Below are 16511 nucleotides of genomic sequence, written 5' to 3'. Positions count from 1 at the left end.
ATCTTATTGTTGCTCACAAGGGCCTGTGAACAGACTTTGATTCTAAGAGTAAAACCTATTTTAATGATTTTTATTAAAAGTGAGATGAGTTTTCATGATCTAATTGCTTTATTATATTTATATAGATAAAGTTAAGGCAATTCGATAATTTTAACGCATTTTATTTTATATTTAATCAATTAAGCATAATGGAGGTTTTTATGTGGGAGCGTTTTTTTCAACCATTTCCAAAAGAAATATCTGCTTTTCGATTTAATTTTAGCAATATGATGCCGAGAAATAGAGTCTCAGTATTATTTAATCGCAGACAAGTAATAAAAGATTTGAGTAACCGATGGCCTGAGTTACAACCTCAAAAAGTAATTATAAACAAACCTGAGATGTTACCTCTTGAATCGCTTAAGGGTAGTAATGCTGAATATCAAATTGGCTTTGCAAGAAAGCCTGGGCTTCCTATGCCTCATTTCCCTATTAGCCACTCTGCTATTTGTTTTTATGAACCACAACAAAAAAAATTCATTGTGCTAGGAAGACAAAGTCCTTTTGCGCTAAATGTTAGGAATTGGAATCTGACTACTCGAATTGACGATGAAGCAAATTATTTAACATGTGGCTATAATTTTGATGCAATTATGACCCATGCGAAATTTAGTGGGCAAGAAATTTCGCAAATGATAAAAGAAGCGAATCAAAACATTAATAGTGCACAACTTTGCGATATGAAACATTCAAATTGTTATTCAAATTCAGTTTATATGATGGCGTCTGCTTTAGAGCGAATGGCTGAGCGTAAAGCACCGCCTTCAGAGAAGGAGTTACAGAGTATGATGAAAACTATTTCAATAGCCGCTCAGGATCATTTATCTGTTGGTGTTTTAAATAATGAAATAGTAATTGATAAAGTGATTAGTGCTTTTGAAAAAGCCAAAAAATTATGCGACACAGATCAATCATTTATCGATGAATGTATTGCAAGTTTGCATTACATTAAGCCATCTATAGAGTAACAGCTCGATAAAACAATCTAGGTCATTTTACCAATCTATAGCAGGCCTAGAAAAAACTAGGCTATTATAACTGAGGATATCTCAGGCTTAACATCCCGGTCTACCCAAATAATCTATAACATCATTAGGACAATAACCGAGAGATTACGCAAGGTCAACTTGTCTATCATAAATGGATAAAAAGGCACCGTCAAGTCAATAAAATCAGAGTGAAAAATAGTAATTTCTCGAATTTTAGACACAAAGAAACCCAAGATCGGCTTATTTTTTTACTTGCTGATGATAATATTTTCTTAATGTTTGTTTGATACACTATAAAATAAGAACATTTTACTTTTGGAAAAAATTGGAAACATCACGAAACTAATGCTTGATTAATGCATAGGAGATTCTAATGAAGAATACAGCTGGGGTTTTAATTGATGAAAATATTATGAAAGCGCTGGGAGCCCATACTGCAAAAGCAATTAGAGTAAAGAGCGCACAAATGGAGGCTGCAATTGCGGCAAAATTGGAGGAGCTCGAGTTCTTAGTAGCAGAAGGATTTTCAACTGACAAGCTTGTTAAAGCGAAGGTTGGCGGCAATCATCAAGTATTAGAGCTTAGCTTTGATCCTTCCTATACAGATTGGAATGATCAGACAAGAACTTCTGCATTGATAGTAGAAGCTATTAATAATGGACTTTTTCAAATCGATGATGCTATAGAAACTGAAATTTCCACCATTAAGTACGAATACGTTGGTGAAGTCATTCGTTCCATGCAAGAGAAAAAAGATTAATTCATTAATCCACGCCCCTAGTTGTTTCCACTCAGGACTCAGAATTGACTTAAATAATAATTTTATTTTCTGGGTTTGCATACTAGGATTGTGTGGCGTGAGCATCGATAAATTATGCGAAGAAACGACAATGCCCTTGGCTCAGGATGACGGCTCAACGATAAACCAAACTTTTCAACAAAGTATCTTCACCAAGCAAGCGGATCCATGGCCAGATAAACATACCTACCAAGGCGCTGGCTGCAGGTGCAAATAAGCTGTAATTGAACCCAAGCAGAGCAGCAATTAAAGAAATAATCGATTGATATAAAAAACAGAAGAATCCGATTAAAAAAATTTGCTGCATCATGGAAAAAAATTGAAATCGTCTTGATTTGCTGGAGGCAATCCAAGTAACTAAAAGGAAGGCAAATGAATGTTCTCCAATTATCGTTGCGAGTAATACATCCAATAATAATCCCACAAACAGCAATGTAGTCAGTCTGAAGTTTCCTGGTAAAAAATATTCTATATAAAGCACAAGCAATAATACCCAGGGAGGACGAAACGCAGAGATAAACTCAGGCATAGGTAATATAGATAAAAGAAGAGCCACAATAAAACCAAGGTACAAACGTACACGAAGATTTATTATCATATCGTCTCCTTGGCATTTAAACGCTCATTAATTTGCGCATTCAATTGCTCTTGCTCGGCATCGGGCCATATGAGTAATACCAACCGGTTACGATTGAGCAATGCAACTGGTTTCACTTTCACTTTAACAAAGTCTTCACCAGGAATACTATTTACTTCTTCCACAAATCCTACGGGATAACCTTCAGGATAGTGTCTGTCCAAACCTGAAGTGACTAATACATCGCCAGGATGAATGGATGAAGTTTTTGGCAAATTAATTAAAGATAATTGTTCTATATCGTTGGTTCCAATAAGAATTGCCCGCTCTCCTGTACGATTATTACGTACAGGCACAGCACTCTTGGAGTCCGAAATAAGTAAAACTGTGCTGGTTATAGGACCTATATCGACAATTTGTCCCATAACTCCTTTTGCATCCAAAACAGGTTGTCCTACATAAGCACCATCACGTTTTCCCTTATTTAAAACAACCACCTGACGAGAGTTGCTGGTATCCACAGCAAGAATTTGTGCGGCCATTGCACTCATATTTGCTTGTGATGAGGTGAGGAGCAACTCTTTTAATTGTAAGTTTTCTTTTTGAATAATGATTAATTTTTGTAATTCCGCTTCCAGCATGGTTTGCTGATAACGTAATTGCATGTTTTCTGCAATTAAAGCTTTTTTTGCACTAACGAGCGACTGTACCCAGCCAATAACGCGGACAGGATAATCTACTGCATATTGCAAAGGAGCCACAACTAAGGAAAAGCCACTACGAACATTATCCAAATAACGATAATGATAATCAGAAAACATTAGAAAAACAGAAAAAGCAAGGGCGAGCACAAATCCTATAGAACTGTACCCGCTCCTGCTAAATAATCTGTTATGTTTATTATTCTGTTGAGAGGAAATCACCGCCGCGTAAATCCATGGTTTCTAAAGCCTTACCACCACCACGTGCTACACAGGTCAGCGGATCTTCAGCAATTAATACAGGTAAGCCAGTTTCTTCCATGAGTAAAGTATCAATATTTTTCAATAAAGCACCGCCTCCAGTAAGAACCATGCCACGTTCAGCAATATCAGCTGCCAATTCAGGAGGAGCTAATTCCAAAGCAGCTCGCACAGCGCCAACAATACCTGATAAAGGTTCTTGAAGTGCTTCTAAAATTTCTGCACTCGTCAGAATGAAACTACGAGGAACACCTTCAGCAAGGTTTCTTCCGCGAACCTCTATTTCAAATAAATCACGGCTCGGGAAAGCAGAACCAATTTCATGTTTAATACGTTCTGCAGTAGTTTCACCAATTAGTGTACCGTAATTACGACGCACATAAGATACAATAGCATCATCAAACTTATCGCCGCCTATACGAACAGATTGATGATAAACAATACCGCTTAATGAAATAATCGCAACTTCAGTGGTACCACCACCTATATCTACGACCATAGAGCCACTAGCTTCTTCTACTGGCATTCCAGATCCTAAAGCAGCTGCCATAGGTTCTTCAATAAGAAATACTTCACGAGCCCCTGCACCCATTGCGGATTCGCGAATCGCGCGGCGCTCTACTTGCGTAGAGCCACAAGGAACACAAACCAAAACACGTGGACTTGGTCGTAAAAATTTATTTTCATGAACTTTATGTATGAAATGCTGCAGCATTTTCTCTGTAACAAAAAAGTCAGCAATCACGCCATCTTTCATTGGTCTAATGGCATTGATGTTACCCGGAGTTCTTCCCAGCATTCGCTTCGCTTCAAGGCCCACAGCTGCAACCCGTTTTTGTCCTGATTCATTACGTAGAGCAACTACGGAAGGTTCATTTAGAACAATCCCTTTATCTCTTACATAAATCAATGTATTAGCTGTTCCCAAATCAATCGACAAATCGTTGGAAAACACGCCCCTTAATTTTCTGAACATAAGCAGCACTATCCCGTTCTTTTTTTTGTGCGCTACTTTATCCTAAATTTGGATAAAAATCGACAGTTCTTGCATAACAATTTAAAATTAAAAGTTGAATTGTAACATCAAAGAGAGTTTTCAATTCCCCAGACTTACCTTATCGCACCGCAATTAATTAAAAAATATAATTTGTACTCAATCTGAGTATATTATATACTGCTCATCTTCTTGTCCTTGATTTTACTTTTAAGGTTATAAATATTATGCCCAGTAGTTTAAAAGCAACCGAATTATCGCAATGGACCCATGGCAATCCGGATTTAATAGCTAAACTTCTTTTCAATCTTTTTTCTTTTTTAGAATTAGAGACAAATAAGGGAAAAAATTCTGACTCTACCTATCGAAAAGTCGCGGAAAATATTGGAAATTTTATAAGCTTATTAGGAGAACATCGCCTACATATTCCTCAACCAGGAAAAGCATCAATTGATGGCTCTGCCTTATTAGGTGCTTATTTACGCTTAGGAGTAACACTTAACGACAAACCGATTGTTGGACTAAGTGACGAGCAAATCGAAGCAGTGCATACTTTTGTTAAACCTTTAATCCCTGAAGGTTTTACACCAAAACAATTTTTTGATGGTCTCGAAGGATCTCCATCTAAAAAACATGCGGCAATATTAAAACTTCTAATATTTAAAGACATTTCTCCTGAACATAAAGAGAAGATGTTCAAAAGTAAGTATACAGCAAAAGTAAATAACCTCCTTGATTCAATCCTTAACTTGGTTGACTTCATGCGTACTCCTTTTAACGTCTTAGTCTTAGAGGAAAAAGCGGCTGTAGCTGCAGCAAAGAAAGCGAAGAAAGAGAATGCCCCGACCTCTGGAATAGACTTACAATGGACTTCAATGTACAAAGCCATTGAGCAAAGCCTGCAAGACATTATTCATTTAAAAAAAGGAAGTGCGGAAAAAGCAGATAAGTTTCTTCAAGAAATAAGGCCATCTTTGACTCAATGTCAACAATGCTTTGGAATCGCCAATACTCGTTATGAAGTACAAAAAGAATTTACCGCAGCAACCCAAAAACGTGATGAAGAATTCAATGAGATCTTTAGAGCACTCGGTTTTCCTGAAGGAAATCTTGAGAAAATCGCTCACTATATTAGTGAATTTAGAGAAAATCTTATTCAAAATGAACTTGAAAAAGCTGAAGCAATAAAAATCATGACGCTTACTCAACTTATCAATACTTATGCTGCTCAATGGCAAACAGCTTTAGATAAGATAAAAAAAGAATTAGCTTCCTCTAAAGAAGAATTACAAAAGACTAAGGATACCTTAGAACAAAAAGAGTCTGTTTTAGTTGAATCCGATATACAGCTACAAAGTGTCCGGAAACAATATGAAATGCTTCAACGTGTATCAGATGAAACGGGTAGAAAACTTGAGCAACAACGTTTAGAGCTTGATCGATTACAGCAAATTGAATCCACTTCTAAAGATACAATCGACCAACTACAGAGAGACATTGAAAAAACTCGTGAAGATGTTCAACAAAAAAGTACCGATTTAGAAAGGTTGGGTGAGCAACTACAGGAAGTCAAAAGGGAAAATGAACAGTTAAGAAGTGAACTAAGTTCTGCACAAAAATACGAACAAACTATTCTTGAACTTCAACAGCAATTAGACGTCTTACGACAAGAAAAAAGCTTTTTACAACAACAATTACTTGAAGTAGAAAAACAAACTCCAAAATCTTCAAGTGGAGCCACATCTGAAGTGTCTCAGCTTGGATTACACTTAGAGGCTTTGCAACAAGAAAATGAATTATTGCGCCAACCTCGCGTAGTTGAAAAGCAAGCAATGAGATCATCAAGTGAAATTACACCCGAAGTAGCTCAACTTAGATCTCAGTTGGAATCATTACAACAAGAGAATATTCAACTTAAAGAAGCATTGAATAAACCACAACATATAAAGCCTGAGAAACAAGCCGTATTAGCTGATTTCAGTGATGAAAAAGCTGATTTATTAATTGCTCTCGGATCGTTGCGTTTAAATCGTACCGATATGGTTAAAATAAGAAAAAAAATAATTGTTGGCTCCGATAAACAATTATCAGAAATAAACACTGAAATTAAACGATTGCAGAAGATTAACGAATTTATCGAAACAATTAATAAAGGAATTTTGGAGCGAGCTGGATTTTTCTCTTCTGATCCCCATAAGAAAACGAAAGCAATTGAAACAGCTTTCCAAGAGTTGTCTGTTGAGGATAAATATAAACTAGCTACATTATCTGAAGAAAACATCAATGAGGAATTAAGCAAGGAAAATGGAGAGGAAACTGATATTGGAAAATTCCTTAAAGCCATTCATCATAAAAGAGGGTTTATCGCGATTCATCAAGCAACAAGTTTTACCTTTTTTAAGAGTAAAATTAGCGATCTAGATCAGGAGTTAAAGCAAATTAATTCGCCAATACAGGTACTATAAATAATCTGATTTACCACTGCTGTAATAATTAATACTTACAGCAGTGACATAAAAAATAAGCCGCTAATTGGTTATTCTATCTTATTAATAACAAACACTTGATTCAATTTATCTCGATTCGCGGTCACAAAATGTTGCCCAAGCCCTTTCACTTCAGCAAGTTCTTCCAAAGATTTAAAACCGTGATGGCTTTTTCGATATGCAATAATTGCTTCAGCACGTTTTTTTCCTATGCCTTTTACTGAACCAGTAAGCATTGATAAATCAGCGGTGTTAAGATCAATTTTATGAATTACTACAGGAGGCTTTGTTTTAATTGAATTTTCTTTAGAGTTGACCGCATGAGCAGATAAGGTAATTACAGATAATGACAATACAACAGCAATAAATTTTGCTTTCATAATTTTCTCCTAATTGTTGGACTATATGGCTCGTTCCAGAGCCGAGCAAAAGTATCCCAAGATTTGAGTTCACTGTCGAGAGGTTTTCAATTTTTTTATCATATTTTTTAAAGCATGAGGCTTGTTTTTTATGGAGTGATTAAGAAAGACATACTGACCTTTAAAGCCAGGCTGGAAAGCCCAGCTTAATTTTATGAGCGAGAGCGGATCAAATATTCTGATGTCTTATATATTGAAACATTAAGATGCATGATAAAGTACATAGGCAACACTTGCAGTTAATTTTTTTACCATATCTAAATGCAAGAACTCATTAGGACCATGCGCATTAGACTGAGGTCCCAAAACACCGGTAATCATAAATTGTGCATTAGGAAATTTCTTTCCTAACATTCCCATAAAAGGAATAGTTCCACCTTCTCCCCAATAGGCAGCGGGCTTACCATAGTAGGTCATTGATGCCGCATCAGCAGCTCTTTCCAGCCAGGAAGCAAGCTTAGGCGCATTCCATCCTTGCGAGCCATCACCTATCTTAAAACTCACCTTGGCATGATAAGGAGTATCTTCAGTTAATGCATGATACATCGCTGTTGCAGCAATCTCAGGATCTACCAAAGGCGGCAACCGCATGGATAATTTTAATGCAGTTTGCGGCCGCAAAACATTTCCTGCATCCTCTATGGCAGGGAACCCATTGGCTCCAGTAACTGTCAATGCGGGTATCCAGGTTCGATTCAGAATCAATTGTTTCCTATCTATTACTACGGGTTTAACTCCTTTATGAAACGGAAACTCTGTGTAAACAGAATCTCCTAACACCTGGGCACACTGTTCTGCCTGACTCGTTCTTTCTTCAGGAATATCACAATGCAACTCAGGTAATTTCACCTCCCCTGAAACTTCATCTTCAATACGACTAATTAATTGTCGAGCAACTCGGAAACTATCGGCAACGATACCACTCGCCGCACCCGAATGAACACCCTCGCGAATCAGCTCAACGGTTAACTCGCCCACTAAATTGCCGCGCAAGGAAGTAGTCATCCATAGTTGCTCATAATTGCCTGCACCAGAATCAAGACAAATAACTAACTTGGGTTTTCCAATCCTGTCATTTAGTAGTTCAATGTAATAAGGCAGATCATAACTGCCACTTTCTTCACATGCTTCAATAATCAAAACACAACGAGGAAAAGGTAGCCCTTGCTTCTGTAATGCGCTAATCGCAGTTAATGAAGCATAGGCGGCATAACCGTCATCTGCAGCACCGCGTCCATACAAACGTCCGTTTTTTAACACAGGTTTCCATGGATGCAAATCTTCATTCCATCCGGACATTTCGGGCTGTTTATCAAGATGCCCATACAACAAGACAGTTTCATCAATTTCGCCAGGAACTTCAATGAAAATTAATGGGGTACGATCTTTTAGTCTCATAATTTCCAGCATCATACCTTTAGGCGCATTTACCTTGCACCAATTAGCAATATGGGAAACAGCCTGCTCCATTAATCCATGCTCCTGCCATTTAGCATCAAAATGAGGTGATTTATTAGGAATTTTTATATAGTCACATAAACTGGGAATAATTTTCTCTTCCCACTGACGACAAACAAAGTCATACAGTACTTGCGGATTGAACATGAACTTGCTCCTCAATAATAGATACAATGTGATCCGTAGCGGACTTAATATTCAGTGCATCGATTTTATTTCTAATATCCTCTTTATTATTGTCCAGTTCATATAATGTTTTCAGTAAAGTATTGGCATTCAAAGATCGATCTTCAATTACGAGACTAATGCCTAATTTTTGAAAATATCTGGCATTTTGGATTTGATCCCCTCGACTTACCTCTGCCGATAAAGGAATTAAAATATGAGGTTTACCTAAGGCTAAGATTTCATATAGAGAATTAGCTCCAGCTCGTGAAACAACTACAGATGCCGCGGCAAACAAATGAGTTAATTCTTCGTTAACATATTCAAACTGTTTGTACCCTTTTTGATCACCCAAGGAAGGCTCTAATTTTCCTTTTCCACATATGTGAATGACTTGATATTCTTTTGTTAATTGAGGTAAAGCCTCGCGAATGCTGCGATTGATAGAGCCAGCCCCTAAGCTACCGCCTATAGCTAAAAGGCAGGGTTTATCTGCATTAAATCCACACAATTCAAGTCCATGGTCACTGCTACCAGTAAATAATTGTTCACGAATAGGCGTACCGGTTATTTCTATTTTATCTTGTTTTTTAAAATGTTTTTTCCCCACTTCAAAAGTCAAACATATTTTATTGACAAAAGGAAAACAGAGGCGATTGGCAAGCCCCGGACTCATGTCAGATTCATGAGCAACAACCGGAATCCGATTTAACCAAGCACCCACTACCACTGGAAATGCAACAAATCCGCCTTTAGAAAAAATCACGTCAGGTTTTAATTTATTAAGAAAGAAAAAAGATTGCGCGATACCCAGAAGGATTTTAAATGGATCCAATAAGTTTTTAAAACTTAGATATCGACGTAATTTACCGCTGCTTATCCCGTAAAATGGGATTTTAAGCGGCTCTATCATCTGTTTTTCAATACCATGTGCAGATCCGATATAGGCAATTTCCCAACCTTTATGTCTAAATTCTTTTATCAACTCCATGTTAGGCGCCACATGCCCTGCTGTACCTCCTCCTGTAAAAACAATCATTGGCATCATAAAATCTTCCTAATTAGTAAACTTAAGTCTATAGCTTGAATTGATTTAGTAATCGCACCAACAGAAATGAAATCAACACCTAATTTGGCTATTGCAGCAATATTTTCCAGCGTAACGCCTCCAGAAACTTCTAAGGTACAATGTTTTGGTTGATTCATTCTAACCGCTTTTTCAAGCATGTCTTGAGTAAAATTATCCAGCATGACTCTATCAGGGTGAGCACAAATTGCTTCACGTAACTCATCCAGAGTTTCGACTTCTACTTCAACCAAAATATTTTTTTGGTTCTTTCTTGCCAAAACAACTGCCTTTGCTACTGAACCACAAGCTTTAATATGATTTTCTTTAATTAAAACAGCATCATAAAGCCCCATGCGATGATTAAAACCTCCTCCACACGTAACTGCATATTTTTGTGCAACTCTTAATCCAGGAAGCGTTTTACGCGTATCCAGTAATCGAGTGGACGTACCGCGAAGTTTTTCTACATAATGATGAGTTTGTGTTGCTGTAGCTGAAAGGGTTTGTAAAAAATTTAAGGCCGTGCGCTCGCCTGTTAAAATAGTTTTTGCTGAGCCATATAAGATACACAGAGTGGATGGGGCTGGTAACCATTCACCTTCAGCAACTAGCCATTCCACTTTGATTTGCTCATCAAGTTGTTTGAATACCTCATTAACCCAAGGTTGGCCACATACTACCATGGGCTCTCGAGAAATAATTGTTGCTTCAGCCTGAAGATGGGCGGATAACAAAGTTGCAGTCACATCACCATCACCTATATCCTCTTGTAATGCACGTGTTATGTCAGCTTCTATTTGCAAAAGAGTTTTATGCATATGTTATTTCCTATCCTTCCTCGCATAGCGTGCTTTTAATAAAAGAGGCGCAATAAAAGTGGTAACCATAACCATTAAAACTATTGCAGCAAATAAATCATCTGACATAACCCCCAGAGTTCGACCAATAGAAGCGAAAACCAATCCCACTTCACCACGTGGTAACATCCCGATACCAATCAGCAATCGATCATTTGAAGTACGTGCCCCATAACCACTGAGCAATTTGCCAATCACTGCTGCGATGATTAAACCACTCGCTAAAAGGATTACATTCCAATGATAAAAGCTTTCTAATTTAACTTGAATACCAATCACAACAAAAAACATAGGTGCCAAGATTGATTCTAATGGCGATAATAAATGATAAATACTGCGATTTTCGTGTTGACTCAGAGGTAAACCATCAAAATAATCATCATGAAGAATTATCCCTGCAGTAAATGCACCAATAATTGTTGCAAGTTGAAGCACTGAAGCTAACCAAGAAAGAGTCATGATGAATAGAAAAGAAATAAACAATTTTGCTTCCCAAGGCTCTAGAAAACGAAAAAAGTGAATTGCTTTACGTAAAACGATTGGGCCTAAAAATAAAGTACCGGCAAAAAATAATATTGCACTCACAATAATACGCAGCACAACCATTATATCTACTGCACCGCTAATCACCAGTGAACTGACTACGGCTAATATGATCAAGCCCAAAACATCATCTAACATCGCTGCACCCAAAATAGTTCTTGCTTCTTTAGTGCGTAATTTTTTCATTTCGGAAAGCACTCGGGCAGTAATTCCTATGCTGGTTGCGCTCAAGGTCGCTGCAATAAATAAATCAGCTTGATAAGATCCATTAGGAATCAATACATACGCTACACCATACCCTAGCAACATGGGCGCAACCACACCGATCAAAGCGACAAAAAATGAGTCGCGACCTGTATGTTTCATTTCCTCTACTGAACTTTCCAACCCGACCATAAAGAGAAGAAAAATAACCCCATACCGCGAGAAAGTATCAACGATATAAGTGATTTTTAGAAAATCGGCACCGTGAGGACCGCTTAAAGCACCAATAACTTGCTGTGCATAATTTGCATTAGGAATAACAGAAGTAACCGCTTGATTTAAAGGTACTCCTTCAAGTATTTGCCTCACTGCATCAAAAATCGAAGAGCCTTCCCGTAACAAAATAGCCAAGGGGAATCCGTAATAATAGAATAAATTGCCAATAAGAATCCCTATTACCAATTCCCCAAGAACGCTGGGTTGATGTATGCGTCTTGCTGTATAACGACCAATAATTGCAAAGAAAAAAATAGTAGTCACGCCAAGTAATACAAACGCAACCGGATCAGTATGATCCGGTTGCGTTGATGCAAAAGCTAGCGCAGGACAGATTCCCGCAATAAAAAGCCACCATTTTAAACGCTGCATTACTCTTTTATATCCTCGCAAAAATACCTACTTAGCATTTGGTTCTTGAGCAAAACCGTAAACAGACCCTATTGTTTTGCCAAAAATAAACACGTTTCCAAAACAGAGTCCGGATTAAGTGAAACGCTTTCTATCCCCTCTTTCATTAACCATTGGGCAAAGTCTTGATGATCCGAAGGCCCTTGACCGCAGATACCTATATATTTATTGGCTTTTTTACAAGCAGAAATTGCCATATGCAATAAAATTTTCACTGCATCATCGCGTTCATCAAATTGATCTGCTATCAAACCAGAATCTCTATCTAAACCTAATGTCAATTGAGTTAAGTCATTAGAACCAATAGAAAAACCATCAAAATACTCTAGAAATTCTTTGGCTAACAATGCATTAGAAGGTAATTCACACATCATAATCACACGCAACCCATGTTTACCTCGCTCAAGTCCCTGTTGCTTTAAAACCTGAATTACATTACTTGCTTCAGTAAGCGTTCTAACGAAGGGGATCATTATTTCTACATTCGTCAGACCCATTTCTTCACGAACTCGTCGCACTGCTTTACACTCCAAAGCAAAGCACTCTGCAAATGACTCAGAAACATAACGTGACGCTCCCCTAAAACCCAACATTGGGTTTTCTTCATGTGGCTCATACAAATTACCGCCAATAAGATTTGCATATTCATTTGATTTAAAATCGGACAATCGTACAATTACGGGTTTAGGGTAAAATGCGGCAGCTATTGTTGCAATTCCTTCTTTTAATCGCTCAATATAATACTCAACAGGAGAAGTATAGGCCGCTGTTTTTTCAGTAATAAATTGTTTTAATTCCTTATCTTTTAAGCGATCAAAATCAAGCAATGCGCGCGGATGAATACCAATTGTATTGGAAATTAAAAATTCAAGGCGAGCCAAACCCACTCCTGAGTTGGGGATGGATTGAAATGTAAAGGCGCGTTCCGGATTACCCACATTTAACATAACTTTCATCGGCAACTCAGGCATGGTTTCTACATCAAGATGTACTTGCTCGTAAGGCAGCAAGCCTGCGTAAACATAGCCGTTATCCCCTTCAGCGCAACTAACGGTTACCTCATCACCATCACGTATGGTTTTTGTGGCATCACCACATCCTACTACAGCGGGAATACCTAATTCACGAGCAATAATAGCCGCATGACATGTTCTGCCGCCACGATTAGTAACAATAGCTGAAGCACGTTTCATTACAGGTTCCCAATCAGGATCAGTCATATCTGAGATCAATACATCACCAGGCTGGACACGATCCATTTCACTTACATCTTTAATAATCCTTGCCTTACCTTGCCCTATACGTTGCCCTATACTGCGTCCTTCGGCCAATATCTGACTTTTTTGTTGCAAGGTATAGCGTTCCAATATTTGCTTATTGTCACGGCTTTTTACTGTTTCAGGACGAGCTTGTAAAATATATAATTGACCGTTTAGACCATCTTTTGCCCATTCTATATCCATTGGTCGACCATAGTGCTTTTCGATAATTATTGCTTGACGAGCCAAGCTTTCCACTTCACTCGGAGTTAAAGAAAAGAGCAACCGATCTTTTGCATCAACCTCAACAGTTTTGACTCGTTGCTGCTTGCTAGGATCATCGCAATAAACCATTTTCAAAGCTTTACTTCCTAGATTTCTGCGAATAACTGCAGGTCTACCTGCTTGAATTCCAGGCTTATGCACATAATACTCATCTGGATTGACTGCTCCCTGCACAATCATCTCGCCCAAACCATAAGATGAAGTGATGAATACTACTTGGTCAAACCCCGACTCAGTATCCATGGTAAACATCACACCGCTCACGGCCAAATCACTACGAACCATCTGTTGGATACCTGCAGATAAGGCTACTTCATGGTGGGCAAACTGATGATGGGTACGATAAGTGATTGCTCTGTCATTGAACAATGAGGCAAAAACATGTTTGATGGAGAGCAAAACTTCATCAATTCCTTTTACATTTAAAAAAGTTTCTTGTTGACCTGCAAATGATGCATCCGGCAAATCCTCTGCTGTTGCTGAGGAACGAACTGCTACACTAAAATTATCATGGCCTATAGAGCGGGACATCTGTTCATATGCAGCTCGCACTGCATGTTCAAATTCAGGAGTAAATGGCGTGTTGACGATCATTTCTCTGATTTCTTTCCCAACCACAGTCAATTGCTGCACATTATCTGAATCTAAGGCAGCTAACTTTTCATAGATTTTCTTATCTAAATCATTTTGAGACAAAAACTCTCTGAATGAATCCGCTGTCGTTGCAAATCCGCCAGGAACAGACACTCCTGCTGAGGATAAATGACCGATCATCTCTCCAAGAGAAGCATTTTTTCCGCCAACCTGTTCCAGATCATGCATGCCAAGATGTGCTAAATCGATAATATGTGTTTTGACCGTCATAACTACCCCAAGTCCATAAAATGATAGTCATTTTACTGAAAATGTGGGGCTATGGGAATTAGAAACTTTATTTGTCAGCCAACATTTGTTTTTATCCCATCAATCAACTCATTTAATCTATAAGGCTGACACCCAATTTAGCAGTCAGATTATGCATTGCATGCAACTAAGGCTTGGGAAAACTCCTTATGGAAATTCTTCTCTCCTAAAAGTTTAACAATTCCGCTCTTACGCAGTTTTTTTTCTAATCGTATGTTGGCTCCACTTAAAATCACTCTCACCTTACGTTCCTGTAAATTCTCAATAATTTCTTCCAAAGTTTGCAAGCCAGTAACATCCATAAATGGTACCCAACGCATTCTAATGATTAATGTTTGAGGATCGGTATGGGTTACTGCTAAAGCATGTTGAAAAGTCTCTGCTGCGCCAAAGAAAAAAGGTCCGTCTACAGCATAGACTAATACTCCCTCAGGTAAGGTTTCTATATTTTGTCGTGCCAATTCATATGTCAATTCTTCTTGAGTCATTTGCTGCGCTTCAACACTGGAAGACATACCTCGTATAAAATTCAGTACAGCAATAATTACACCTATATTTACTGCGACCACCAAGTCAACAAACACAGTAAGGAAAAAAGTTACTAATAAAATCACAACATCAGCTTTTGGGGCACGTTGTATTAATTTAATGAAATGTTTTACTTCACTCATATTCCAAGCGACAACAAACAAAATTGCAGCAAGCACTGTAAGTGGTATATTCACTGCCAAAGGCGCTAAGAAAAGAATAATTAAAACTAAAGTCAGCACATGAATTACACCTGCTAACGGACTATTAGCACCATTACGAATATTTGTCGCCGTACGTGCGATGGCTCCTGTTGCTGCAAACCCTCCAAATAATGGCGTAAAAATGTTAGCTATTCCTTGACCAATCAGTTCCTGATTGGAATTATGTTTCGTTCCTGCCATTCCATCAGCAACAACTGCAGATAAAAGTGATTCTATAGCACCGAGCATCGCAATCGTAAAAGCTGGTCCTATCAATTCAATCACTCTATCTATTGTGAGATCGGGCAATTTAAACTCCGGTAAGCCTTGAGGTATTCCACCAAACAAGGAACCTATAGTCGCGATCCCGGAAAAATGATAGATTGACTGCAATCCTGTTACAACCAATAAAGCCACAAGCGGCCCTGGAATACGCTTTAATCCCGGAGCTCTATTTGAAAAAATAACTAAAAACAGTGAAAAAAAGCCTAAAAGGGTTGTAGGTATATTGAGCTGTGGAAAAGATTGTAGTAAATGCCATAATTTTTCATGAAAATGCCCGCTTCCGCCAGAGGGGAGACCAAAAAAGTAGTGCCATTGCCCTACCCAAATTACCACCCCAATTCCTGCAGTAAAACCAATAATCACCGGGGCAGGTATAAATTTAATAATGCCTCCTAAACGGGCAAGACCAAAAAATAAGAGCATGCCCCCCGCAAGTAGCGTTGAAATTTGTAACCCAGAAACTCCATATTTAGCTGTAATCCCTGAAAGCACTACAATAAAAGCACCAGTAGGACCTGCAATTTGTAACCGACTGCCTCCCATAACTGAAACAATCAAGCCTGCAATAATCGCTGTATAAATACCTTGTTCTGGTCGTACACCTGACGCAATGGCAAAAGCCATTGCCAAGGGCAAGGCAACAACACCCACGATAATTCCTGAGATAACATTTTGTAGCCAATATTTCTTGTGGAACAGACCTGCTTGATATGATTCAATGATGGTTTTCATAAAATCCTATGACTCATTTTCAAAAATGAAATCATTATACACAATCATATTAAAAAAATATCAGTTTT

General features: G+C 38.1%; 13 protein-coding genes. 3 read left to right on the top strand and 10 right to left on the bottom strand.

The features are described from left to right. The first annotated feature begins 200 nt into the window (after positions 1–200). Both Ltuc_RS03540 and Ltuc_RS03535 read left to right on the top strand, forming a co-directional pair. The gene (locus tag Ltuc_RS03540) at positions 201–1007 is read left to right on the top strand and encodes a hypothetical protein (RefSeq protein ID WP_058519956.1); all 807 of its coding nucleotides are present in this window, start codon (positions 201–203) and stop codon (positions 1005–1007) included. A gap of 394 nt (positions 1008–1401) precedes the next feature. Continuing rightward, positions 1402–1788 (top strand): YbaB/EbfC family nucleoid-associated protein, encoded by a 387-nt coding sequence (locus Ltuc_RS03535; RefSeq protein ID WP_058519955.1) that lies wholly within the window; start codon positions 1402–1404, stop codon positions 1786–1788. 154 nt (positions 1789–1942) lie between these two features. On the opposite strand, the gene mreD is transcribed toward Ltuc_RS03535, so the two are convergent. The 3 genes from mreD to Ltuc_RS03520 are packed head-to-tail and all read right to left on the bottom strand — an operon-like array spanning position 1943 to position 4342. Further along, complete coding sequence (gene mreD / locus Ltuc_RS03530) at positions 1943–2425, bottom strand: rod shape-determining protein MreD (protein ID WP_420798241.1); 483 nt, start codon at positions 2423–2425, stop codon at positions 1943–1945. After that, positions 2422–3327, bottom strand: a complete 906-nt coding sequence (gene mreC / locus Ltuc_RS03525; protein WP_058519954.1) for a rod shape-determining protein MreC — start codon at positions 3325–3327, stop codon at positions 2422–2424. Before mreC ends, mreD begins: the two co-directional genes overlap by 4 nt. Continuing rightward, positions 3305–4342: a rod shape-determining protein gene (locus tag Ltuc_RS03520; protein ID WP_003636696.1), complete on the bottom strand. Its 1038-nt coding sequence runs from the start codon at positions 4340–4342 to the stop codon at positions 3305–3307. The genes mreC and Ltuc_RS03520 overlap by 23 nt, the downstream gene beginning before the upstream one ends. 245 nt (positions 4343–4587) lie before the next feature. Here Ltuc_RS03520 and Ltuc_RS03515 point away from each other — a divergent pair, with 245 nt between their 5' ends. Beyond that, a complete protein-coding gene (locus tag Ltuc_RS03515) occupies positions 4588–6825 on the top strand; it encodes a coiled-coil domain-containing protein (RefSeq protein WP_058519953.1) in 2238 nt (745 codons plus the stop codon). A gap of 71 nt (positions 6826–6896) precedes the next feature. Here Ltuc_RS03515 and Ltuc_RS03510 read toward each other — a convergent pair whose 3' ends face one another. The 7 genes from Ltuc_RS03510 to Ltuc_RS03480 all read right to left on the bottom strand — a co-directional run bounded on the left by Ltuc_RS03510 (position 6897) and on the right by Ltuc_RS03480 (position 16443). Continuing rightward, positions 6897–7226, bottom strand: a complete 330-nt coding sequence (locus Ltuc_RS03510) for a ComEA family DNA-binding protein (protein WP_058519952.1) — start codon at positions 7224–7226, stop codon at positions 6897–6899. Positions 7227–7466: 240 nt separating this feature from the next. Then, the gene (locus Ltuc_RS03505) at positions 7467–8870 is read right to left on the bottom strand and encodes a M20 family metallopeptidase (RefSeq protein ID WP_058519951.1); all 1404 of its coding nucleotides are present in this window, start codon (positions 8868–8870) and stop codon (positions 7467–7469) included. Next, the gene (locus Ltuc_RS03500; protein WP_058519950.1) at positions 8845–9936 is read right to left on the bottom strand and encodes an undecaprenyldiphospho-muramoylpentapeptide beta-N-acetylglucosaminyltransferase; all 1092 of its coding nucleotides are present in this window, start codon (positions 9934–9936) and stop codon (positions 8845–8847) included. Before Ltuc_RS03500 ends, Ltuc_RS03505 begins: the two co-directional genes overlap by 26 nt. Further along, the gene (gene nadC / locus Ltuc_RS03495) at positions 9933–10775 is read right to left on the bottom strand and encodes a carboxylating nicotinate-nucleotide diphosphorylase (RefSeq protein WP_058519949.1); all 843 of its coding nucleotides are present in this window, start codon (positions 10773–10775) and stop codon (positions 9933–9935) included. Before nadC ends, Ltuc_RS03500 begins: the two co-directional genes overlap by 4 nt. Before the next feature lie 3 nt (positions 10776–10778). After that, positions 10779–12209, bottom strand: coding sequence for a cation:proton antiporter (locus Ltuc_RS03490; RefSeq protein WP_058519948.1), 1431 nt, complete (start codon positions 12207–12209; stop codon positions 10779–10781). Between the two features lie 68 nt (positions 12210–12277). Further along, complete coding sequence (gene ppsA, locus Ltuc_RS03485; protein ID WP_058519947.1) at positions 12278–14656, bottom strand: phosphoenolpyruvate synthase; 2379 nt, start codon at positions 14654–14656, stop codon at positions 12278–12280. A gap of 149 nt (positions 14657–14805) precedes the next feature. Then, positions 14806–16443: a SulP family inorganic anion transporter gene (locus tag Ltuc_RS03480; protein WP_058519946.1), complete on the bottom strand. Its 1638-nt coding sequence runs from the start codon at positions 16441–16443 to the stop codon at positions 14806–14808. Positions 16444–16511: the final 68 nt, after the last annotated feature.

The sequence above is a fragment of the Legionella tucsonensis genome (assembly GCF_001468035.1).
In the GTDB taxonomy this organism is placed as follows: Bacteria; Pseudomonadota; Gammaproteobacteria; order Legionellales; family Legionellaceae; genus Legionella; species Legionella tucsonensis.
This window is presented reverse-complemented; position numbering and strand designations above follow the sequence as displayed.

Excerpts from the sequence above, each read along its gene's own strand:
- Ltuc_RS03540 (WP_058519956.1), top strand. The coding sequence starts at position 201 with ATGTGGGAGCGTTTTTTTCAACCATTTCCAAAAGAAATATCTGCTTTT.
- Ltuc_RS03535 (WP_058519955.1), top strand. The coding sequence starts at position 1,402 with ATGAAGAATACAGCTGGGGTTTTAATTGATGAAAATATTATGAAAGCG.
- mreD (WP_420798241.1), bottom strand. The coding sequence starts at position 2,425 with ATGATAATAAATCTTCGTGTACGTTTGTACCTTGGTTTTATTGTGGCT.
- Ltuc_RS03520 (WP_003636696.1), bottom strand. The coding sequence starts at position 4,342 with ATGTTCAGAAAATTAAGGGGCGTGTTTTCCAACGATTTGTCGATTGAT.
- Ltuc_RS03515 (WP_058519953.1), top strand. The coding sequence starts at position 4,588 with ATGCCCAGTAGTTTAAAAGCAACCGAATTATCGCAATGGACCCATGGC.
- Ltuc_RS03510 (WP_058519952.1), bottom strand. The coding sequence starts at position 7,226 with ATGAAAGCAAAATTTATTGCTGTTGTATTGTCATTATCTGTAATTACC.
- Ltuc_RS03505 (WP_058519951.1), bottom strand. The coding sequence starts at position 8,870 with ATGTTCAATCCGCAAGTACTGTATGACTTTGTTTGTCGTCAGTGGGAA.
- Ltuc_RS03500 (WP_058519950.1), bottom strand. The coding sequence starts at position 9,936 with ATGATGCCAATGATTGTTTTTACAGGAGGAGGTACAGCAGGGCATGTG.
- nadC (WP_058519949.1), bottom strand. The coding sequence starts at position 10,775 with ATGCATAAAACTCTTTTGCAAATAGAAGCTGACATAACACGTGCATTA.
- Ltuc_RS03490 (WP_058519948.1), bottom strand. The coding sequence starts at position 12,209 with ATGCAGCGTTTAAAATGGTGGCTTTTTATTGCGGGAATCTGTCCTGCG.
- ppsA (WP_058519947.1), bottom strand. The coding sequence starts at position 14,656 with ATGACGGTCAAAACACATATTATCGATTTAGCACATCTTGGCATGCAT.
- Ltuc_RS03480 (WP_058519946.1), bottom strand. The coding sequence starts at position 16,443 with ATGAAAACCATCATTGAATCATATCAAGCAGGTCTGTTCCACAAGAAA.